Source organism: Rubrivirga sp. SAORIC476 (assembly GCF_002283555.1).
In the GTDB taxonomy this organism is placed as follows: domain Bacteria; phylum Bacteroidota; class Rhodothermia; order Rhodothermales; family Rubricoccaceae; genus Rubrivirga.
This window is the reverse complement of the sequence record NZ_MVOI01000011.1, coordinates 56,580-77,932: the sequence shown is the minus strand read 5'-3', so window position 1 is coordinate 77,932 and position 21,353 is coordinate 56,580. Positions and strand designations below refer to the sequence as shown.

At 71.3% G+C, this 21,353-nt stretch carries 13 protein-coding genes and 1 tRNA gene; all 14 read left to right on the top strand.

Features of this window, described 5'->3' with window-relative positions:
* Nucleotides 1-270 precede the first annotated feature (270 nt).
* Nucleotides 271-4,266 carry a type IX secretion system sortase PorU gene (gene porU, locus B1759_RS16795; RefSeq protein ID WP_095516239.1) on the top strand — a complete coding sequence of 1,332 codons (3,996 nt, stop codon included), beginning with the start codon at nucleotides 271-273 and terminating at the stop codon, nucleotides 4,264-4,266.
* Between the two features lie 48 nt (nucleotides 4,267-4,314).
* A complete protein-coding gene (gene porV, locus B1759_RS16790; RefSeq protein WP_095516238.1) occupies nucleotides 4,315-5,505 on the top strand; it encodes a type IX secretion system outer membrane channel protein PorV in 1,191 nt (396 codons plus the stop codon).
* A gap of 78 nt (nucleotides 5,506-5,583) precedes the next feature.
* The gene (locus B1759_RS16785) at nucleotides 5,584-7,047 is read left to right on the top strand and encodes a DUF92 domain-containing protein (RefSeq protein WP_095516237.1); all 1,464 of its coding nucleotides are present in this window, start codon (nucleotides 5,584-5,586) and stop codon (nucleotides 7,045-7,047) included.
* 188 nt (nucleotides 7,048-7,235) lie between these two features.
* Nucleotides 7,236-8,564: a dicarboxylate/amino acid:cation symporter gene (locus B1759_RS16780; protein WP_095516236.1), complete on the top strand. Its 1,329-nt coding sequence runs from the start codon at nucleotides 7,236-7,238 to the stop codon at nucleotides 8,562-8,564.
* Entirely contained in the window at nucleotides 8,561-10,096 is a 1,536-nt protein-coding gene (locus B1759_RS16775) for a tetratricopeptide repeat protein (protein ID WP_095516235.1), read from the top strand. Before B1759_RS16780 ends, B1759_RS16775 begins: the two co-directional genes overlap by 4 nt.
* 24 nt (nucleotides 10,097-10,120) lie before the next feature.
* Entirely contained in the window at nucleotides 10,121-11,467 is a 1,347-nt protein-coding gene (locus tag B1759_RS16770) for a hypothetical protein (RefSeq protein ID WP_143537453.1), read from the top strand.
* Nucleotides 11,464-12,732, top strand: coding sequence for a T9SS type A sorting domain-containing protein (locus B1759_RS16765; protein WP_095516233.1), 1,269 nt, complete (start codon nucleotides 11,464-11,466; stop codon nucleotides 12,730-12,732). The genes B1759_RS16770 and B1759_RS16765 overlap by 4 nt, the downstream gene beginning before the upstream one ends.
* Nucleotides 12,733-12,889: 157 nt before the next feature.
* The gene (locus tag B1759_RS16760) at nucleotides 12,890-14,956 is read left to right on the top strand and encodes an endonuclease (RefSeq protein ID WP_095516232.1); all 2,067 of its coding nucleotides are present in this window, start codon (nucleotides 12,890-12,892) and stop codon (nucleotides 14,954-14,956) included.
* 92 nt (nucleotides 14,957-15,048) lie between these two features.
* Nucleotides 15,049-15,122: transfer RNA gene (locus tag B1759_RS16755), tRNA-Arg, on the top strand.
* A gap of 62 nt (nucleotides 15,123-15,184) precedes the next feature.
* Nucleotides 15,185-16,156 (top strand): YheT family hydrolase, encoded by a 972-nt coding sequence (locus B1759_RS16750; RefSeq protein ID WP_198948974.1) that lies wholly within the window; start codon nucleotides 15,185-15,187, stop codon nucleotides 16,154-16,156.
* Nucleotides 16,157-16,414: 258 nt separating this feature from the next.
* The gene (locus B1759_RS16745) at nucleotides 16,415-16,966 is read left to right on the top strand and encodes a T9SS type A sorting domain-containing protein (protein ID WP_095516231.1); all 552 of its coding nucleotides are present in this window, start codon (nucleotides 16,415-16,417) and stop codon (nucleotides 16,964-16,966) included.
* Between the two features lie 66 nt (nucleotides 16,967-17,032).
* On the top strand, nucleotides 17,033-18,754 hold the full coding sequence (locus B1759_RS16740; protein WP_095516230.1) for a hypothetical protein: 1,722 nt from the start codon (nucleotides 17,033-17,035) through the stop codon (nucleotides 18,752-18,754).
* Between the two features lie 251 nt (nucleotides 18,755-19,005).
* A complete protein-coding gene (locus tag B1759_RS16735) occupies nucleotides 19,006-19,557 on the top strand; it encodes a T9SS type A sorting domain-containing protein (RefSeq protein ID WP_095516229.1) in 552 nt (183 codons plus the stop codon).
* A 43-nt stretch (nucleotides 19,558-19,600) separates the two neighbouring features.
* Nucleotides 19,601-21,316, top strand: coding sequence for a hypothetical protein (locus tag B1759_RS16730; RefSeq protein WP_095516228.1), 1,716 nt, complete (start codon nucleotides 19,601-19,603; stop codon nucleotides 21,314-21,316).
* The last annotated feature ends 37 nt before the right edge of the window (nucleotides 21,317-21,353 follow it).

The following is a 21,353-nucleotide window of genomic DNA, read 5'->3' as shown; positions in this document are numbered from 1 at the left end:
GCGGGCACCTCTGTGTGGGACGGGGCTGCACGAGAACTTCGTTCGCTGGGGGTGGGGTCTGGAAGAGCGGTTTGACGGTCTCGTCGGACGATCCCGCACCTGCGCGTAGGTGGAGGCAGAGGGCACCCCGGCGCACCTTGCTCTGGCTTCCGAGGCGCCGGTATCTTCTTGCCGTCCATCCCCCCGACGCGTATCGAGAGTTCGTGCTACGCCCGCGCAGAGTGACTGCGCTCCCCAGGCTCCTTCGGCATCGCCGACCGCACGCTCTCCATGTCGCGTCTCGCATTCGTCTGCACCCTCTTCATGGGGTGGACCCTCGGTACCGCGGAGGCGCAAGTGCCTGTCCGCTACGCTGAGACGGTCCCTCAACGGCCCGTCCTGCGGGTCATCGAGGAGACGCCGACCACGGTCACGGTCGAGATGACGGCCGCGTGGCGGACGCCACTGGCTGAGGCGGTCGAGCGAAGCGGGGGCGACCTCGCCACGCTCGTGGGCCTGGCGGTGGGCGGACGGCCGGTGGTCTCGCACGAACTCTCGCTCGCCTCGGCCGTGCCGCCATCGGTGACGGTGCTGGCCTTCGAGGGCGACGAGGTGGCGCTGCCGCCGATCGAGGGCGCGGACGCGTTCGCCGGGGCCTCCGCCGAGGTGATCGGTGTCGGTGAGCGTCGGCGCGAGCTGGTCGGGAGTCTGGCGATCCGCCTGCTGCGGGTCGAGGAGGGGCGGCTGATCCGCGCGCGGCGCGTGGTCGTGCGCGTCCCCAGGCCGCCGGTGGCGGCTCGGCTGGCCGCGCGGGGCGACGTGAACCCCCACCTCGCCGTCGACCGCAGCGTCCTGGCCGACGGGCGGTGGGTCAAGGTCCCGATCCGCGAGAGCGGCGTCTATCGCATCGACGCCGCGTTCCTGCGCGACTCGCTCGGGGTCGAGGGCGTCTCGATGGGCTCGGTCGCCGTCTACGGCACCGGGGGGCGCGTTCTCCCGGCCGTCAACGCTACCCCGCGCCCCGCGGACCTCCTGGAGGTGCCGTCGCTCGTCCAGGGCGATGCGTTGCTGTTCTACGCGGAGGGCCCGCAGTGGTGGGACTGGGTGCCGAGTTCTTCGGGCGGAGAGTGGAGCCACGACATCAGCCCGTTCTCCGAGGCATCGTTTTACTTCCTCCGCCTCGACGCCCCGACGCCGCAGCGGATCGGAGGCGGGGCATTCCCCGACTGGCCCGACGCGACGGTCGTCGCCCAGATCGAGGACCGGCGGTTCGCCGAGGTGGACCAGGCCAACATCGAGCGCGACGGCAGCGGGTCGGGCCTCGACTGGTTCGGACAGTCGCTCGACATGAGCGGCAGCACCCTCTCGGTGCTCGCCGTGTCCCCCGTGGGCGCCGCGAGCGCGGCGCCTGTGAGCTACCGGGCGCGTGTGGCGGCGCAGGCCAGTCCGTCCGTGTCGATCGCGATGCTCAAGAACGGCCAGACCCTCGCTACCGTCCGGCCCTCGGCCGTCTCCACCTCGGGCGCCAGCACAGGCAACCTGGCCAGCCCGGACGTGCTCCGTGCCGAGACGACGCTGGGCAGCGGCCTCGGCGTGGCGTTCCGCGTCGTGGGCGGGTACCAGGGTGCCCGCGCGTGGCTCGACTGGGTTGAGGCCGTGGTGCGCCGTCCGGCCGTGGGGAATGCCGATGGCTTCCTGTCCTTCCCGACGCCGGGCGGCGAGGCGGGCCGCTTCGAGGTCGCCGTGCGCGGGTTCGCGTCCGAGCCGCAGGTCTGGGACGTGACCGAGCCCGGCACCATCCGCCGCCTCGGGGTGCGTGCGGAGGGGGCGAGCTACCGCGTCCAGGTCGCTGCCGAGGCCGACCGTCCGCGAGAGATCGTGGCCTTCGACCCCACCGGGGCGCACATCCGCATGCCGGGGGGGACGGCGTCCGGCGCGCGCGCGGTCCCCAACCAGAACCTCCACGGCCTGGCGAGCCGCCCCGACTACGTCGTGGTCACGCACCCCGACTTCCGCGCCTCCGCCGACCGCCTGGCGGCGCATCGGCAGGCCGATGGCCTGACGCCGCTCGTGGTGACCATCGAGCAGGTCAACAACGAGTTCGCAGGCGGGACGGGAGACATGCGCGCTGTGCGCGACTTCATGAAGTTCCTCTACGACCGCGCCCCGGCCGATGAGCTTCCGCGATACCTGCTCCTGTTCGGCGATGGGCACTACAACTTCCGGAGGATCCCGAACCTGGCGGCCTCCAATCCCGAGCGCCCGGGCGTCAGCTTCATCCCGCCGTTCGAGACCGAGAACATGATCTCGCGGACCAACTCGTACACCTCCGACGACTACTTCGGCCTGCTGGGCGACGACGAGGGGGAGTGGGAGTACACGTCCAGCGAACTGGACCGCGTCGACATCGCCATCGGGCGCATCCCGTCGCGGACGGCCAGCGATGCCGCCACGGTCGTGGACAAGATCATCCGCTACGAGAGCCCCGCCACGCGCGGCGACTGGCGCACTCAGTTCACGTTCGTCGCCGACGACCAGTACCCGCGGAGCTGGGACCGCGACCTCCACGTCCTCAACGCCGACGAGACGGCGAACCTCGCCGAGGCGGTCGACCCGACGGTGACGCTACGCAAGATCTACGGGCCAGCCTACCCGAGCGTCATCACGGCGCGCGGGCGCGTCCGCCCGCAGGTCTCGGAGGACATCCGGGCGTCGATCAACGAGGGCACGCTGGTCTGGAACTACAGCGGCCACGGCGGTCCCGAAGGGCTCGGCGACGAGGACTACATGACGCCCGACATCGTGGCGTCGCTCGACAACGCCGACCGCCTGCCCGTCTTCGTGACCGCGACGTGCTCGTTCGGCAAGTTCGACATCGCCCACGAGCAGAGCCTCGCCGAGCAAATCCTGCTGCGCTCCGGCGGCGGCGGCGTCGCCATGCTGACGACCGTGCGGCTGGTCTACACGTCCAGCAACCCCGGCAGCGCGCTCAACTTCGGCCTCAACCTGGAACTGACCGACCAGATGCTGCGCCGCGAGCCTGACGGCCGCCCCGCCCGCCTCGGCGACGCGCTCTACCGGACCAAGAACACGGCCATCGGCGCCGGGCGCAACAACCGCAAGTTCAACCTCCTCGGCGACCCGGCCATGCGCCTCGGCCTGCCCGAGCGCGGCATCACGCTGGACGTGCCCGACCGCTTCGAGGCCTTCGCCGAGGCGACCATCTCGGGTCAGGTGCTCGGTCTCGACGGTCAGCCCGACCCCACCTACCGGGGCGAAGTCGGCATCTCGGTGTTCGACGCCGAGCGGCTGGTCGAACTGCCCGAGGACGCCTGCTGCTACACCGATGGACCAGACGACGACTTCCTGGGCGACTACACGTCGCGCGTGGACCGGCTCTTCTCCGGCCGGGCCTCCGTGGCCGGCGGCCGGTTCTCGACCACGTTCCTCGTGCCGCAGGACGTTTCCTACTCGGGCCTCTCGGCTCGCGTCGTGGCGTACGCGCTCGGCGAGAACGGCACCGACGGCGTCGGCCAGTCCACCGAGGCGACTGTGGCCACGACGGCCTCGGCGCGGCCGTCGGACAGCTCCGGGCCCGAGATCGCGCTCTTCCTCAACGACTCCACCTTCGTCGACGGCGGCCCGACCTCGCCCCAGGGCGTCCTCGTGGCGCGGCTGACGGACGCGAGCGGCCTCAACACGGTCGGCGCGGGTGTGGGCCACGAACTCCTGGTCACCGTCGACGGTGACGCCGCGAAGGCGGTGGACGTGGGCCGTTTCTACGAGGGGGACCTCGACACGTACCGCTCGGGCACCGTCCGCGTGCCGCTGGCCGCCCTCAACGGGGGCGAGGCGCTGGCGCCCGGCGAGCACACGGCCACGCTGACCGCGTGGGATGCGCTCAACAACGCCTCCACCGCGACCGTCTCGTTCGTGGTCGTGGATGAGGGGCTCGTGGTGCGCAGCGTGCTCCCGTACCCCAACCCGACGGCCGGGCCGTCACGCTTCTTCGTCGAGCACAACCAGCCCGTCGGCACGCCTGCGAGCGTGCAGCTCCGCATCTATTCGCTGGCTGGCCGGCCCATCCGCACCATCGACGGCGCCGAGGCGTTGCCCGGCGGCTTCCTCTCCGACCGGACGATCCAGATTCCCTGGGACGGCCTCGACGAGGACCTCGACCGCCTCGGCTCTGGCGTCTACCTCGTCCGCCTCCGCATGGAGGTGCCCGACCCGGCCGGCGGCACGCGCGTCGCCGAACGCGTCGAGCGGCTGGCCGTGATCCGCTAGCTTGGCCCTCGGGCCACCCCTTCCCCCCGACTTCTCCCACCGACTCCGATGACCCGTTTCCTTCTCCTCGCCTCGCTCGCGCTCGTCGCGGTCCCGGCCATCGCCCAGCAGGCGCCCGAAGAGATCGTCCTGACGACGGCCGTCCCGTTTCTCCAGATCGAGCCCGACAGCCGGGCCTCGGGCATGGGAATGGCGGGCGTCGCCGTAGCAGACAATGCCTACGCCCCATTCTGGAACCCGGCGGGCCTCGCCGGGCAGGAGGGCACCGAGGTGTCCTTCACCCACGCCCCCTGGCTTCCGGCCCTCGGCGCCAACCTGAGCTACGAGCACCTCTCGGCCAAGCACGGCCTCGGGTCGGCGGGCACGCTCGGCGGGCACCTGACCTACTTCGACCTCGGCACCCAGACGGCTACCGATGAGCAGGGCATCGAACTGGGCACGTTCTCGTCCTACGAGTTCGCGCTTGGGCTGAGCTATGGCTACCCGGTCACCGAGAACCTGTCCGTCGGGACCGGCGCGCGGCTGATCTACTCCAACCTCACCGGCGGCCGGGACATCGGCAACAACCCGACCTCGGCGGGCACCTCGGTAGGCGTCGACCTGGGCGTCAAGTACCAGGGCCCGGAGCTCGGCCTCGGCCAGTCCTCGCGGCCGACGTTCGCGGTCAACCTCGCCAACATGGGCCCCGGCATCTCCTACGTCCAGTCGACCCCGGAGGACTCGATCCTGGTCGGCCAGCCGGATGCCATCCCGACGACGCTGCGGTTCGGGCTCGCGCTCGACACGCAACTGGACGACTTCAACCGCGTCCTCGTCGCGCTCGACCTGAACAAGATCATCGTCAACAAGGACCCCGCGACGGGCGATTACGACCCCTTCTACGAGGCGCTGTTTACCTCCTGGCAGTCGCGCCTCGTCAAGACGAGCACCAACTCCGGCGAGAGCTGCTTCGAGGCCGACGGGTCCGAGAACGTGGATGCCGAATGCCGTGAGGTGAGTGGGCTTCGGTCGCTCACGCTCGGCACGGGCCTGGAGTACTGGTACAACGACCTCTTCGCGCTGCGGACGGGCTACTTCTACGAGGACCCGGCCAACGGCAACCGCCAGTTCCTGACCTTCGGGACGGGTCTCCGCTACAGCCTCGTCGGCGTCGACATCTCATACATCTACGCCCTCCAGGAGAACTCGCCGCTGGCCGACCAGCTCCGCTTCTCGCTGCTGCTCAACATCCCCCGCTAGGGGCGTGGGGCACAAAGACCAGGCGACGGGCAGAGGGTCTCGCACCGAGGCGCTCTGCCCGTTTTCTGCGTCCGCGCCATGACCGAGGTCGAGGCAGTCGGCGCGTTCGGGGCGTTGCTGCTCGCCTCGGTGGGCGTGGGGGAGGGGCTCCGCCGCATCGGGTGGCGGAGCGAGTCGACCCGACGGGTGGTCCACATGCTGGTCGGGCTGTCGACGGCGGCGGCGCCGTTCTGGTTCGACCGGCCGCGGGGCGTCGCGCTGCTGGCCGTCGTGTTCGTGGCAGGCAACGCGGTCGCGAACGGGCGCGGGTGGCTGCCGGGCGTGCACGGGATCTCGCGGCGGTCGTGGGGAACGGTCGTGTTTCCGCTGGCCCTGCTCGCGGCGCTGGTGCTGTGCTGGGGCCCGCTCGGGACGCACGTCTGGGCGATGCAGGTAGCCTTCGCGGTGCTCGCGCTGGCCGACCCCGCCGCGTCGTGGGTGGGCACGCGGATGCGGCAGCCAGGACGCTACCGGGTCGGCGAGGCCGAGAAGTCGGTCGCCGGCTCGCTCGCGTTTGCCGTTATTGCATTCGGGGTCGTGTCGAGCTGGCTGCTCACGGTCGGCCTGGGAGCGCCCGCCTCCGTGGTCCTGGCCGCCGCCAGCGTAGCCGTGCTCGCGACCCTCGCCGAGGCGCTGGGCAGGTCGGGGTGGGACAACCTGTGGATCGTGCTGGCCGCGCTCGTCGCGCTCGTGTGGTGGGAGGGCGGGCCCGATGCGACGGTCGGCTGGGGCGCGCTCGCCGCCGCCTCGGGGTTCGCCTGGGCGACGTGGCGAGTGGGAGCGCTGGATCTCTCCGGCGCGCTGGCGGGCGCACTGCTGGCCTGGGCGCTGGTCGCGCTCGGCGGGATGGCGTGGGCGGCTCCCGCGCTCTCGTTCTTCGTCCTGTCGAGCGCATGGTCCCGTGTGGGCCGGTCGCGCAAGGCGCGGGCAGCGGCGGCGACGCAGAAGGGGAGCCGACGCGACGTGGCGCAGGTGATGGCCAACGGCGGGGCCGGTCTGGCCGCGCTCGCGATGACGGTGTTCGTCCCGTCCGAGGTCTGGTACTGGGTCTTCGTAGCCAGCTTCGCGGCGGCGGCGGCGGACACGTGGGGCACCGAGATCGGCACGTGGGCCGGAGGGCAGACGCGTCGGCTGGGCATCGGGTCGCGGGTCGCGCCGGGCACGTCGGGCGGGATGTCGCTGGCGGGGACGCTGGGCGTCGTGGCCGGGGCCGCCTCGGTGGTGCTCCCGGCCGTCTGGCTCTCGCCGGCGGTCGGGATCGGGAGCGGAGCGGTGCTGGTCGGCGTCGGGGTGGGGGCCGCCGTGCTGGACTCGCTCCTGGGTGCGACGCTGCAGGCGCGCTACCGGCTGCCGGACGGCTCGCTCACCGAGCGGTCCGAGGTGGACGGGGCCGCGCTGCCGCTCGCCGTGGGCGTCCGCTGGCTGGACAACGACGGAGTGAACGCGGTCTGCACCGTGTCCGCGGCCCTGGGCGGGTGGGTGGCGTGGGGGTGGCTGGGGTAGGGGAAGGCCAGACGATAGGCTAGCCAAAGGAATGACCGCGCTCGCCTCCTCCGCCCCTCGGTCTCTCCACCCGTTCCTCGGGGCACAACCCCGTACCGGGGCGCGAGCGGGCACGGACGACGGGGCGCCCTCGTTGGAGGCGCACCGGACTCCGGCCGTAGCTTGGCCGACTCCTCCCACACGCACGCATGGCCTGGTACCGGAAGCTCCACTGGCAGATCATCCTCGGGCTGTTGCTCGGGCTCGCCTTCGGCATCCTCGCGGCCATCCAGGGGTGGGGGCCGTTCGTGACGAACTGGGTCAAGCCGTTCGGCACCATCTTCATCACGGCACTGAAGCTGATCGCGGTGCCGCTGGTGCTGGCGAGCCTCATCACCGGCGTCGCGAGCCTCGCCGATCTGCGCAAGCTGTCCCGCATCGGCGGCAAGACGATCGGCATCTACCTCGTCACGACGGCCATCGCCGTGACCATCGGCGTGCTGCTGGCCGACCTGGTCCGGCCCGGGGACGCCTTCTCGCCCGAACTGCGGGACGGGCTCGTGGAGGCGTTCGGCAATGACGCGACGGCGAGGACCGAGACGGCCGCGACCGTCGCCGACCGCGGGCCGCTCCAGTTCCTCGTCGATGCTGTCTCCGACAACGCCTTCGCATCGTTCTCCAACAACGGGAGCATGCTTCAGGTGGTCGTGATCGCGATCCTGTTCGGCATCGGTCTCGTCCAGATCCCGAAGGAGAAGGGGGCGCCCGTGCTGGCGTTCTTCGAGGGGCTCAACGACGTCGTCATCAAGCTGGTCGACATCGTGATGCTGCTGGCCCCCATCGGCGTGTTCGCGCTCCTCGCCGACACCATCGTGGCGACCGCAGGCGACGACCCGAGCCGCATCCTGGAGCTGCTCGCCGGGCTGAGCTGGTACATGGGGGTGGTGCTCGTGGCGCTGCTGATCCAGACCGTGCTCGTGTATCCGACCCTCCTGAAGATGTTCACGCCGATGGGCGTCAAGGACTTCTTTCAGGGCATCGCGCCGGCGCAGCTGGTGGCGTTCTCGACCTCCTCGTCCGGCGCGACCCTGCCCGTGACGATGGAGCGGTGTGAGGAGAAGCTCGGCGTGAGCGAGGAGGTGTCCAGCTTCGTGCTGCCGCTCGGCGCGACGATCAACATGGACGGGACGGCGCTCTACCAGGCCGTCGCGACGCTCTTCATCGCGCAGGCCTTCGGCCTCGACCTCGGCCTCGGCGCGCAGGTCACCATCGTGCTGACGGCCGTGCTGGCGTCCATCGGGACGGCCGCCGTGCCGGGCGCAGGCATCATCATGCTGGTCATCATCCTCGAATCGGTACAAGTGCCGACGGCGGGCATCGCGCTCATCCTGGGCGTCGACCGCATCCTGGACATGTGCCGGACCGTGACCAACGTCACCGGCGATGCGACGGTCGCGAGCATCGTGGCGTCCTCAGAGGGCCAACTCGGCCCGGTGAACCTGTCCGAAGAGAGCGACCGCCTGGTCGTGGCCGCATGATCCGAGCCCTGTCGCTGCTCCTGACCCTCGTCGCCCTCGCCGCTTCGGCCCAGCCGTCGCCGGGCGGCGGGGCGGACCCAGTGCTGAGCGCGCCGGCGCGGGCGGCCCTCGGACTGACCACCGACGCGGGCGCGGCGCAGTACGCGGCGGCCTACGCGGACGGCCTCGACTTTCGCCTCGCCGACGCCGAGGCGGGCTTCCGCGCCCTAGGCGCCCTGGAGCCGACCTCGCCCGCGGCGGCCTACGGGCTGGAGAGCGTCGCCCTGTGGTCGGCCTTCGTGACGGAGGAGGACGCCGCGTTCGACCGCTTCTACGTCCTCAACGACTCGCTGACGGCGGTCGCGGAGGCGATGGGCGACGTGCCGGGCGCGCGGCTGGCCGTCGCCACGGCCAAGCTGCACCGGGCGTTGATGTTCGGCCGCCAGGAGAGGTACGCGCGGGCGGGCAACGCGCTCCGGGAGGCGTGCGGACGCTTCCGCGACCTCGGCTCGCCCGACGCGCTCTTCGGGCAGGGCGTCTGCGAAGTGGCCGCGGGCTCGGTGCCGCGCTCGTACCGGTGGCTCGCCCGCCTGTTCGGGTTCCGCGGCGACGTGCCCGGCGGCCTCGCCAAGCTGGAGGCCGCCGCCGACGCTGACGGGATGCTGGCGGTGGACGCCATCGTAGCGTTCGCCATCGCCGACGCGACGCTCAACGAGCGCCGGGCGGGGTCGGTCGACCGCCTCGTCGCGCTGGCGGAGGACCGGCCCGCCTCGCCGGTCCTCGGCTACCTCGCCGGCTACCACTTGCTCCTCGACCGCCGCGCCGCCGAGGCGGAGGACGCGCTGCGTCGCGCCCTCGTCGCCCAGGCGGCGGACGGCGTCGCCGAGGTGCCGTTCCTCGAAGCCCACCTCGGGCTGGCCCTCTTTCGCGAGCGGCGCTTCGAGGAAGCCGCGCCGATGCTGGAGGACTACGCGCGCTCCTTCCGGGGCCGAGCCCTCGTCGCCCAGACCACGCTCCACGCCGGGCTGGCCTACGAGCTGACCGGCGACCGCCGACGCGCGGAGTCGCTCTACCGCCGCGTCCGCGCCAACCGCGACTACGACTCCGACCTCTCGGCCGAACGCGAGGCCCAGCGGCGGCTGGAGGCGCCGATGACGGCCGCTGACCGCGCGCTGCTCATCGGCGGGGCGGCCTACGACGCGGGCGACTACGACGAGGCGGTCCGCGTGCTGCAGACCATCGTGACGGGCGCCGGGTTGCCAGCCGTAGCCCGCGCCGAGGCCGCGTACCGCACCGGCCGCGCACGCCAGGCCCAGGAAAACTGGGACGACGCCATCCGCCACTTCCGACTCGCCGCCGACAGCCCCGGCGACCCGCTCGCCAAGTGGGGGCCGTGGTCGGTCTACCACATCGGCGAGGTGCACGAGGCCACGGGCGCCCTCGACGCCGCCGAGGCGCGCTACCGCGAGGTGCTTCAGAACGAGGCCGAGTTCGACTACCACAAGTCGCTGGAGCAGCGCACCCGCGCCGCCCTCGAACGCATTGGCCGCTGACGCCCCCGCACGCCCACCACGATGATGCGATTTCTCCTCCTCCTCGGTGCTGCCCTGACGGCGCCCGCCCTCGCTGCGCAGCCGGTGCTCCACCTCCACAGCACGGCCTGCACGCTCTACGCCCAGGACGGGATGGCGGTGAGCGGCCCCATCCAGGACGTGCACACGTCGGTGCTCTCGGCCGACGCGGAGGTCACGACCGTCGTCACCCGCGGGACGGCGACGTTCCAGGTCGACTACTCGGGCTTCACCGCACAGGCGCAGGCCGCGTTTCAGCGCGCGGTCGACATCTGGTCGACCAGCATCGTGTCCTCGGTCCCGATCCGCATCGACGCCGAGTTCGCCGCACTGGGGGCCACGACGTTGGGCAGCGCCGGTCCCAACCTGACCGGCAACACGCCGGGACTGCCCCGAACCAACACGTTTTACCCGTTCGCTCTCGCGGATGCGCGTGCCGGGCGCGACCTCAATCCCGAACCTGGCGACTTCTTCTACGACATCGTCGCCCAGTTCAGCAGTACACGGACCGACTGGTACTTCGGGCTGGACGGCAACCCGCCCACGGGCCAGTTCGATTTCGCGACAGTGGTGCTCCACGAACTCGGGCACGGGCTCGGGCTCATCGGGTCGGGCAGCTACGACAATGGGTCCGGATCGGATGAGTGCACCGGCACGTCGGGACAGGGGTGCTGGGGCTACATCGACGGCACCTTCTACAACCTCCCGTTCATTTACGACCGGCTGGTGGAGGACACACAAGGGCGGTCGATCCTGAACACGGGTTTGTATGGCAACCCATCCAACGCCCTCGGCTCACTGTTTCAGAACGGGGGACTGTACCTGGACAGCCCGGAGGTCGTGCGCCTTCTCGGAGACCGGGGCCGACTTTCGGCGCCATCGCCGTTCGTGACCGGATCGTCCTACTCGCACTGGGACGAGTTCGCCTATCCCCGCGGCACCTCGACGGCGCTGATGACGCCCAGGGTCGCGCCCGGCGAGGCATATCAGGATGTCGGCGACCTCACCTGCGCCTACATGGCCGACATCGGCTGGACGCTCGGGGAAGGGTGCCTCGACCTGACCGTGGCCGAGGAGGTCGGGCCGGACGCCTCCGCCTTCGTCGTCTCGCTGGCCGGGCCGAACCCGTTCCGCGGCGCCACGACGGTTCGCGTCGCCCGCCCTGCCGCCGGAGACCTCCGCGTGACGCTCGTGGACGCGCTCGGCCGCGAGGTCGCCACGCTGCTGGACGGCCCCGCCTCCGCCGAGGTGGAGGTCCGCGTCGTGCCGGGAGCCACCGCCTCGGGCGTGTACCGGGTCGTGGTCGAGTCCGAGGGCGCCGTACGGGCGCTGCCGTTGACCGTCGTCCGATGAGGAGTCTGCCGCTGCTCCTGCTGGGGCTTCTCGTCTCGACGTCCGTCCAGGCGCAAACGGAGGGCCGCGTGGCGCCCACCGTGTGCCACCTGCCCGTGTCCGCGCTGTCGGCTTCGGGCGTCGGCGCTCGCGTCGCGCGACCCGCTGCACCGGACTGCAACCCCGCCACGGAAGGCGCTCGCTTCGAGGTCACCTACGACGGCTTCCCCGCCGAGGCCGAGGAGGCGTTCCAGGCCGCCGTCGACACGTGGTCGTGCCGGATCCGCTCCTCGCAGACCGTGCGTGTGTCGGCCAGCTGGACCTCGCTGTCGGCGACCACGCTCGGCTCCGCGGGGCCCTTCCTATACCGCAACTTTCCCGCCGCGCCGACGCGTGACGTGTGGTACCCCGCAGCCCTGGCCGACGCGCTCTCGGGCGACGACCTCAACGGGGACGCGGCCGACATCGAGGCTTCGTTCAACAGCGACTTCGACGACTGGCACTTCGGCCCCGGGCCGGCACCGACCGGGCTCTACGACCTCTACACGGTCGTCCTCCACGAACTCGGCCACGGCCTCGGCCTGATCGGGTCGCTGGAGGTGGACGACGGCCTCGGGTACGTCGGGCAGGACCCTGAGGGCGCCTTCAGCTACGACCTCCACACGCAGACTCCGAAGGGCGTCTCGCTGCTCGACTCGGGTCGCTTCCCCGACGGCTCGGTCGCGCTGGCCAACGCGCTCCAAGAGGAGGTCCGCTTCGTCGGCCGCGGCGTCGAGCAGGCGGTCGGCGGGTCGGTGCCGCTGTACATGCCGCGCCCGTGGGTGCAGGGCGGCTCGTACTCGCACCTGGACGAGGACGCGTTCGCCGCCGGGACGCCGGACGGGCTGATGACGCCCTTCATCGCGCGCAGCGAGACCATCGCCGAGCCCGGCCCCGTCGTCTGCGGCATGATTGCAGACGTAGGGTGGACGCTCGCCGGGCGCTGTGCCGAGCTGGTCGGGGCGCTGCCCCAGACGGTCTCACGGGTGACCGCGACGCGCCGAGGCCCCAATCCGTTCACCGGCACGGCGACGATCGAACTCGAAAGTCTGGAGCCCGTCTCCGTCCGCGTGACCCTGATCGACATGCTGGGCCGGCGGGTGCGCGACTACGGCACGATGGTGCTGGTGGGCGGCACGGCGCGCGACATCCAGATCGGGGCGTCCGGCCTCGCGTCGGGGGTGTACGTGCTCTCCGTCCGCGGCGGGCCCGAGGCGCTGGCGGTGCCCGTCACGGTCGTGCGCTGAGGCACGCGGAGATCCAGGTGGCAATCGCGAACGGGACTGCGATGGGGACCCGAGGGGGGATATGTGTGGCTCCCTATTACGCGTGTAGGAAATATGCGGACGCCGGTTGAGATCGCCCTCTGGAGTGGGTATATGCACATGTCCCCCCGCCACACCGATGCGCCTTGTGCCACTCGTCGCGATCCTCCTCGCGGCCCCCGTCTTCGCCCAGCCTCAGACGGTTCTCTACCCCGGACAGACCGGCGCCCCGCTCCTGAGCGCCATCGACGCGGACTACTCGCCTGCGCTCACGCTCGGCTACAACCCGGCCCGTGACTCGCTCTACGCCTACGAGCAGCGCACCGACGGCGAGCTGTGTGGCGTCTACACCCGCTTTTGCATCCAGCTGACGCCCGGCGCCGACCCGTCCACGGACGCGTTCAACAAGGGCATCAACGCAGAGCACACCTGGCCCCAGTCGATGGGCGCGGCCGACGAGCCGTCGCGCTCGGACCTGCACCACCTGTTCCCGGCCAAGGCCAACGTCAACTCCTCCCGCGGCAACGAGCCCTACGGCGAGATCGCCGATGCCGACACGGACCGCTGGTTCCGGGGCGCCTCCGACCAGACGACCATCCCGACCGTGTTCATCGACGAGTGGAGCGAGCGCGGGCCGGGCCGCTTCGAGCCGCGGGAAGACCACAAGGGCAACGCCGCCCGCGCCGTCTTCTACTACCGCGCCGTCTACCCCGGGCAGGTCACGGCCTACAACTCGCAGTCGTTCTTCGACACCCAGGCGGATGACCTGATCGACTGGCACTACCTCGACCCGGTGGACTTGGAGGAGTACGCGCGCTCGGCCTGGATCGCGACTCGGCAGGGCACCCACAACCCGTTCATCCTCGACTCGACCCTCGCCCGGCGTGCCTACACGCTCACCGGGAGCGGGGAGGAGGGAGGCGCCACCGGTCCGCTCTGGGTCAACGAGATCCACTACGACAACGCCAGCACCGATGCCGACGAGGGCGTCGAGGTGGCCGGACCTGCCGGGACCAGCATGAGCGGCTGGTCGCTCGTGTTCTACAACGGCAACGGCGGCGGCGCGTACGCGACGGTCGCGCTCTCCGGCACGGTGCCTTCGCAGCAGGCCGGCTTCGGGACCGTGTGGGTCCCGGTCGCCGGAATCCAGAACGGCAGCCCCGACGGCGTGGCGCTGGTCGCGCCCGACGGCACGGTGGAGCAGTTCCTCAGCTACGAGGGCACGTTCACGGCTACCGACGATGCCGCGATCGGGCTTACCTCCGTCGACCTCGGCGTCGCCGAGACCACGACGACGCCCCTCGGCCACAGTCTCCAGGTGACCGGCACCGGGTCGGCCGCGGAGGACTTCGCCTGGCAGGACCCGACCGTCTCCACGCCCGGTCAGCCCAACGTCGGGCAGACGTTCGTCGGCGCGGCGCCCGCAGTGGCCTGGATCAACGAGCTTCACTACGACAACAGCAGCACCGACGTGGACGAGGGCGTCGAGATCGCGGGCACGGCCGGGCTGGACCTCTCCGGCTGGAGCGTCGAGTTCGTCAACGGCTCCAACGGAGCGGTCTATGCCACGCTCCCGCTCTCGGGCACCATCGACGACGAGGGCCTCGGCCTCGGCGCGCTCTGGTTCGCCCAGGCAGGCATCCAGAACGGCGCCCCCGACGGGCTCGCGCTGGTCGACGGCGACGGCGCGCTCGTCCAGTTCCTCTCCTACGAGGGAACGCTGACGGCCTCGGGCGGGACGGCGTCCGGTGTGCTGTCGGAGGACATCGGCGTGTCCGAGACCGGCTCGACGGGCGCCACCCAGTCGCTCCAGCTGATCGGCTCCGGGGAGACCTACGCCGACTTCACCTGGACGGGCCCGACGGGCCACTCGCGCGGCTCGCTGAACGGCGGCCAGTCGTCGGCTACGGTGGCGACCTCCGGAGAGGGCCTTCCGAATGGCGGGCTCCGGCTCGACGCCCAGGTGTTCCCCAACCCGACGCGCGGCCGGACCACGCTGGCGCTCGACCTCGGTCAGGCGGCCGACGTACGAGCGGACGTGTTCGACGCGCTGGGCCGCCACGTGGCGACCGTCGAGGCGGGACGTCTCGGGGCGGGCTTCCAGTCGGTGGCCCTCGACCTCACGCAGGCCCCGACCGGTCTGTACGTCGTCCGCGTCCAGGCGGGCACCCAGGTCGTGTCGCGCACGCTGACGGTGGTTCGGTAGCGGAGAGGGGGCGCCTGCGCGGCGGTTCACGAGGTCTTGCAGCGCGGAGCCGCTTGCCTGCCCTCGGACCGACCGTATCTTGCCCTCACGCCGCGCCCGTAGCTCAGTTGGATAGAGCGTTGGTTTCCGGTACCAAAGGTCAGAGGTTCGAATCCTCTCGGGCGTACAACGCCCTCCGCCTCACGCTTGGCGGAGGGCGTTTTTTTGTGGCCCCGTCCCGCTCGCCCCGTGGATCTGCACGTCCCCGCCTACCGGCCTCCGCTCTGGCTGCGCAGCGGCCACCTCCAGACCATCCTCCCGACGCTCTTCCGGCAGGTCGACGGCGTCGCCTACCGCCGCGAGCGGCTGGACCTGGACGACGGGGACTTCCTGGACCTCGACTGGGTGGGCACGGCCGGGGGCTCGCGCGTGGCCGTGGTCGCGCACGGGCTGGAAGGCAGCAGTGACCGGGCGTACGTCCGCGGGATGGCCCGCGAACTGGCGCGGCGGGGATGGACGGTCTGCGCGTGGAACCTCCGGGGGTGCTCCGGCGAGCCGAACCGGCTGCTCCGCTCCTATCACAGCGGGGCGACCGAGGACCTCGACGCGGTCGTACGCCACGTGCTCCACCTCGGCGCCGAGGCGGTGGCGGTCGTCGGGTTCAGCCTCGGCGGGAACCTGACGCTGAAGTGGCTCGGCGAGCAGGGCGCGGGCATCGACCCTCGGCTCGTGGCGGGCGCGGGCGTCTCGGTGCCGGTCGACCTCGCGTCGTCCTCGGAAACGATGGAGGTGTGGAGCCGACGCATCTACATGCTCCGCTTCATGCGCTCGCTCTCGGGGAAGGTGGCGGCCAAGGCAGACCAGTTCGATGCTGACCTCGACCTGGAGGCGATTCGTGCCGCGCGCACCTTCCGCCAGTTCGACGGGCTGTTCACGGCGCCCGTCCACGGGTTCGGGAGCGCCGAGGACTACTGGGCGCGGGCGTCGTCGCTCCCCGGTCTCCCCGACATCGGCATCCCAACGTTGCTCCTCAATGCCCTCGATGACCCGTTTCTGGGGCCGACCTGCTTTCCGGCCGAGGCGGCGCTTGCGAATCCGAACCTAACCCTGCTCATGCCTTCGCACGGGGGGCACGTCGGGTTCATGCAACGGGGGGGCGTGTTCTGGTCGGAGGACGTCGTCGGGCGTTTCCTCGATGCGTCTCAGGGCGTCGCTCCGTAGCCCACCCATCCCGTCCGCGGGGTACCGAGGCGGACCTGCTCGCGGAGGTGGCCGCGCCGGGACCGGTCCTGTTTTCGATCGATAGAGGGCGATACGGCACGAGAGGGCGGGTCGTGACACGCCAAGTCGCCGATTCGCGTAAGGATAGGTGGAGGCTGCTCTGCGTCGTGCGACCCCTGGTGCCTCCGCTTTCCGAACGTCGTGTCGTGTCTCACGGCTCTCTCGCCTGCGGCGCGCTCGGCCCAGCCCTCTCCGCTTATGCGCTGGTTCTCTCAGCTGCTCCCGCTCGTAGCGGGACTCGCCCTCGTCCTCCCCGCCTCGGCGCAGGCCGACGTCGTCCTCTCGACCGTCGACCTCTACGCCGGCACCCCACAGATGGCCTCCGGGCCCTACCGCCTCGCCGCGCGCGCCACGCCCGCCGAGGCCCTCCGCTCCGGCGCCGTCGCCATCTGGGCCACCGTCGAGCCCGTCCGCGGCGCCTCGGTGCTGCTCGACGAGGCGCCCGTCGCCCCGGCCGTCGCCGCGCCGCTCTCGGCGGCGCTGCCGGCCGAGATCGCGCTCCGGTCGGTCTACCCCAACCCGCTCGCGACCCGCGCCCAGATCCCGTACGAGCTGCCCGCCGCCGCGACGGTCCGCCTCGCGGTCTACGACGCGCTCGGCCGCCAGGTGGCCGTGCTCGCCGACGGCGAGCGCGAGGCCGGTTTCCACACCGCGCCGCTCGACGCGGCACGGCTGGCGCCGGGCGTCTACCACGTGCGGCTGAGCGCCGACGCCTTCGTCGGCGCGACCCGCTTTACCGTCGTCCGCTAGACCTCCTTGTCTGCTAGCGACGGTTTCCCTGACCTGCATCCTACTCGACTCTACACCCCTGGACCGATGACTCTTCGACACCTGCTTCTGGCGGCCCTCGCGCTCGCCTTCCTGATCCCGTCCGCCTCCGCGCAGGACCGCACCGCCGCCGAGGGCCTGACGGCCTCCGAGACCGTGCTCGACGCCCCGACGCGGTTCACCTACTCCGGTGTGCTGACCGACGCCGAGGGCGCCGCGCTCGCCGACGGGCCGCGCGCGCTCGTCTTCCGGGGCTACGCCTCGGCCGAGGATGCCCGCGCGGGCGCCGCGCCGACCTGGGAGGAGAGCCACAACGCGGCCGTGGTGGGCGGCCGGTTCCTGACGGTGCTCGGCTCGCAGGACGACGTGCCGCCGGACGTGCACTACCTGACGGTGGCCGTCGACGGGGAGGCGGCGAGTGCGCCGATGCGCCTCGACCGCGGCGCCTCGGCGGAGGGCTCGTTCGCGCCGGGCAACACGCTGCAGGACTCGTACGACAATGGGCGGATCATCGACATCACGAGCGGTGCGATGCAGATCCGTGGGGCGCTCAACTCGATCGGTCTGATCGTGCGCGACATCACGCCGGTGTTCGTAACGAGCGGGCTGACGCGGTTCCGCCTGACGTCGTCGGCGGGGTCGGGTCGGATCTGGGAGTACCGGGTCTACGGCGACGCGGGCGTGCGTCCTCAGGGGACGTTCTCGATCGCAGACGCGACGGGCGGCGGCTCCGACGGATTCATCATGGCGCCGGGAGTGGGGGAGGACGTGCTGACGCTGACGGGCAACACGGCGCAGCTGGGTAGCCTGGAGAACCAGGCGGCGCTGGCGGCCTACACGACCCCCAACCCGGCCGACCCGGCCAATGGGCGTGTCAACGTTCGGCTCTGGGACTGGTCGGGTGAGGGCGGCGCGGCTCGCTTCATCACCGAGGATGGGCTGAATCACACCCGCATCGAGCCAGACATCAACGGCACGGGCGGTTTCTTGGAAGTCGCGGGGGCCTCGGGCTCGGGCTCGGCCTTCTCGGTCGACGGCAACACGGGGTCGGGCGCCACGGTCTCCATCGCCGGCGGGACGTCCTCGATGTCCTTCAACACGGGCGAGATTGAGGACGCCTCGGTGAACCTCCCCACCAGCTCGGTCAGCGCGGCAGAGATCCTCAATGAGGCGGGCGCGGCCAACGCGTTCAACTCGTCGGTGGTCGCTCTGTCATCGGGCGCCAACCTGACGCTCTCGCGCTCGATCACGGTGCCCGCACCCGGGTACGTGGTCGCCTACGCTGGGGGGGAGCTGATCGTCAATCACACGACCGGGACCACGTCGACGGTTCAATACGCCGTCTCGACGGACTGCGATGCGTCGCCCACGGCGCCGACCTCACAGCAGGCCAACCTCCAGATCCCGTCGGTCCTGCCGACGGCGACGTACCGCGAGATTGGCGCGGTGCATGGCCTCTTTTCCGTGCCTGCCGGGACCACGACGTTTTGCGCCTTCGTGCAGCTGGTGTCCTCGACGGCCGGCTCCATCGACGACCAGCAGCTGACGCTCATGTACGTTCCGACGGCGTACGGGACCGTCGCCCCGAACCTGGGTGAGGGGGAGGATGAGGACGACCGCCTCGCTCCGGTGGCCGCGCTGTCGACGGGTGACATCGCGTCCGAGCGTGCCGCCTCTGTCGCGGCCAACCAGGCTCGCATGGCGTCCGAACTCGCAGCCATGCAGGCGCGGATCGCAGAGATCCAGGCGACGATGACCAACGACAGGTAGTACCCACTTCGCCCGCCTCGGTCCCGAGGCGGACCCACCCGACGGGGTCGGCCGCAGCCGCGGTCGGCCCCGTCGCTTTGGGAGGAAGGGATCGGGCTCCGTCGCGTGACACGTCAAACTGAGGTTTCGCGTACGGAGAGGTGGGAACGGTCGGACGACCCGCTTCGCCGACCGCCCCACTTCGTGTTCGTCGCAGCGGATCCTGACTGCTCCGGCACTGCGTGTGCGCTGCTCAACCCCCCTCTCCGCTTATGCGCTGGTTCTCTCAGCTCCTCCCGCTCGTAGCGGGACTCGCCCTCGTCCTCCCCGCCTCGGCGCAGGCCGACGTCGTCCTCTCGACCGTCGACCTCTACGCCGGCACCCCACAGATGGCCTCCGGGCCCTACCGCCTCGCCGCGCGCGCCACGCCCGCCGAGGCCCTCCGCTCCGGCGCCGTCGCCATCTGGGCCACCGTCGAGCCCGTCCGCGGCGCCTCGGTGCTGCTCGACGAGGTGCCCGTCGCCCCGGCCGCCGCCGCGCCGCTCTCGGCGGCGCTGCCGGCCGAGATCGCGCTCCGGTCGGTCTACCCCAACCCGCTCGCGACCCGCGCCCAGATCCCGTACGAGCTGCCCGCCGCCGCGACGGTCCGCCTCGCGGTCTACGACGCGCTCGGCCGCCAGGTGGCCGTGCTCGCCGACGGCGAGCGCGAGGCCGGTTTCCACACCGCGCCGCTCGACGCGGCACGGCTGGCGCCGGGCGTCTACCACGTGCGGCTGAGCGCCGACGCCTTCGTCGGCGCGACCCGTTTCACCGTCGTCCGCTAAAGACGACGCCCCGACCTCTTCTCGACACCACACTCCTAGACCGATGACTCTTCGACACCTGCTTCTGGCGGCCCTCGCGCTCGCCTTCCTGATCCCGTCCGCCTCCGCGCAGGACCGCACCGCCGCCGAGGGCCTGACGGCCTCCGAGACCGTGCTCGACGCCCCGACGCGGTTCACCTACTCCGGTGTGCTGACCGACGCCGAGGGCGCCGCGCTCGCCGACGGGCCGCGCGCGCTCGTCTTCCGGGGCTACGCCTCGGCCGAGGATGCCCGCGCAGGCGCCGCGCCGACCTGGGAGGAGAGCCACAACGCGGCCGTGGTGGGCGGCCGGTTCCTGACCGTGCTGGGCTCGCAGGACGACGTGCCCGCCGACATGGAGTACTTCACCGTCTCGGTCGACGGGGAGGTGGCGAGCGCGCCGATGCGCCTCGACCGCGGCGCCTCGGCGGAGGGCTCGTTCGCGCCGGGCAACACGCTACAGGACTCGTACGAGAACGGCCGGATCATCGACATCACCGGCAGCGCAATGCAGATCCGCGGGGCGCTCAACTCGATCGGTCTGATCGTGCGCGACATCACGCCGGTGTTCACGACGACGGGGCTGACGCGCTTCCGCCTGACCTCGACGGGTGGCGCGGGCCGGATCTGGGAGTACCGCGTCTATGGTGCCAGCGGGTCGCGTCCGCAGGGGACGTTCTCGATCGCGGACGCGACCGGCGGCGGCTCGGACGCGCTCGTCATGGCGCCGGGCGTCAGCGAAGGTGTGCTGTCGCTGGCGGGCAACACGGCGTCGGTGGGTGAGGCCGAGAACCCGGCCGACCTGTCGGTCTACTCGACAGCCAACCCCGCCGACCCCTCGAATGGCTTCGTCAGCGGTCGCATCTACGACTGGTTCGGGGAGGGAGCCAGCCTGAGCCTCTACCAGGAGAACGGGTCCGCTCTCGGCGAGCTCCAGCCGGACATCGATGGTGAAGGCGGCTACTTCCGCGTCCTCGCCGACGCCGGCAACGCGTTCACGGTCGATGGCAACACGGGCTCGGGCGCGCGCATCACGATGGCAGGTGGCACGACGGCGACAGTTTTTGATACGGGAGCGTCCGGTACCTCCTCGGTCTTGCTCCCGACCAACGCCATCCAGGACACCGAGATTCTCGATGAGGCAGGCGTGTCAAACAACGCCTCCGGCTCGCCCGTTTCGACGCCGAGCGGCGCGACGGTCACGATTTCGCGCTCGATCACGGCGCCGACGGATGGCTACGTCCTCGCCATCGCGACCGGCGAGCTCATCCTGAACCACACGACCGGTTCGACCTCGACGATCCAGTACTCGGTCACGCGGGACTGCGACGCCTCGCCGACGGCACCGCTCACGCAGCAGACCAACTACGGTCTGCCGACGGGGGCCGCTACAGGTACGTACCGCGTCCCATCGACGGTGCAGGGTGTCTTCGACGTTGCTGCGGGAACGACCACCTTCTGCGCCTACGTCAATGTCACGAGCGGCTCCGCGTCGATCGACGACCAGAACATCAGCCTGATCTTCGTGCCGACGGCCTACGGCTCGGTCGTGTCGAACCTCACCGAAGGGGGCGTGGAGCGCGACGAGGCGCCCGTGGCTGGTCTTTCCGAGGGAGCCATCGCGGCCGAGCATGCAGAGGCCGAGCAGGTCAGCGCGGCCCGGATGCGCACCGAACTGCAGGAGATGGAGGCTCGCCTCGCCGAGATCCAGGCACTCCTGGAGAACGGCAACAGCCGGTAGCAGCACTCACCCGCCCCGCCTCGGTACCGAGGCGGGC

Excerpts from the sequence above, each read along its gene's own strand:
- B1759_RS16775 (WP_095516235.1), top strand. The coding sequence starts at position 8,561 with ATGATCCGAGCCCTGTCGCTGCTCCTGACCCTCGTCGCCCTCGCCGCT.
- porU (WP_095516239.1), top strand. The coding sequence starts at position 271 with ATGTCGCGTCTCGCATTCGTCTGCACCCTCTTCATGGGGTGGACCCTC.
- B1759_RS16780 (WP_095516236.1), top strand. The coding sequence starts at position 7,236 with ATGGCCTGGTACCGGAAGCTCCACTGGCAGATCATCCTCGGGCTGTTG.
- B1759_RS16760 (WP_095516232.1), top strand. The coding sequence starts at position 12,890 with ATGCGCCTTGTGCCACTCGTCGCGATCCTCCTCGCGGCCCCCGTCTTC.
- B1759_RS16740 (WP_095516230.1), top strand. The coding sequence starts at position 17,033 with ATGACTCTTCGACACCTGCTTCTGGCGGCCCTCGCGCTCGCCTTCCTG.
- porV (WP_095516238.1), top strand. The coding sequence starts at position 4,315 with ATGACCCGTTTCCTTCTCCTCGCCTCGCTCGCGCTCGTCGCGGTCCCG.
- B1759_RS16765 (WP_095516233.1), top strand. The coding sequence starts at position 11,464 with ATGAGGAGTCTGCCGCTGCTCCTGCTGGGGCTTCTCGTCTCGACGTCC.
- B1759_RS16735 (WP_095516229.1), top strand. The coding sequence starts at position 19,006 with ATGCGCTGGTTCTCTCAGCTCCTCCCGCTCGTAGCGGGACTCGCCCTC.
- B1759_RS16770 (WP_143537453.1), top strand. The coding sequence starts at position 10,121 with ATGCGATTTCTCCTCCTCCTCGGTGCTGCCCTGACGGCGCCCGCCCTC.
- B1759_RS16730 (WP_095516228.1), top strand. The coding sequence starts at position 19,601 with ATGACTCTTCGACACCTGCTTCTGGCGGCCCTCGCGCTCGCCTTCCTG.
- B1759_RS16785 (WP_095516237.1), top strand. The coding sequence starts at position 5,584 with ATGACCGAGGTCGAGGCAGTCGGCGCGTTCGGGGCGTTGCTGCTCGCC.
- B1759_RS16745 (WP_095516231.1), top strand. The coding sequence starts at position 16,415 with ATGCGCTGGTTCTCTCAGCTGCTCCCGCTCGTAGCGGGACTCGCCCTC.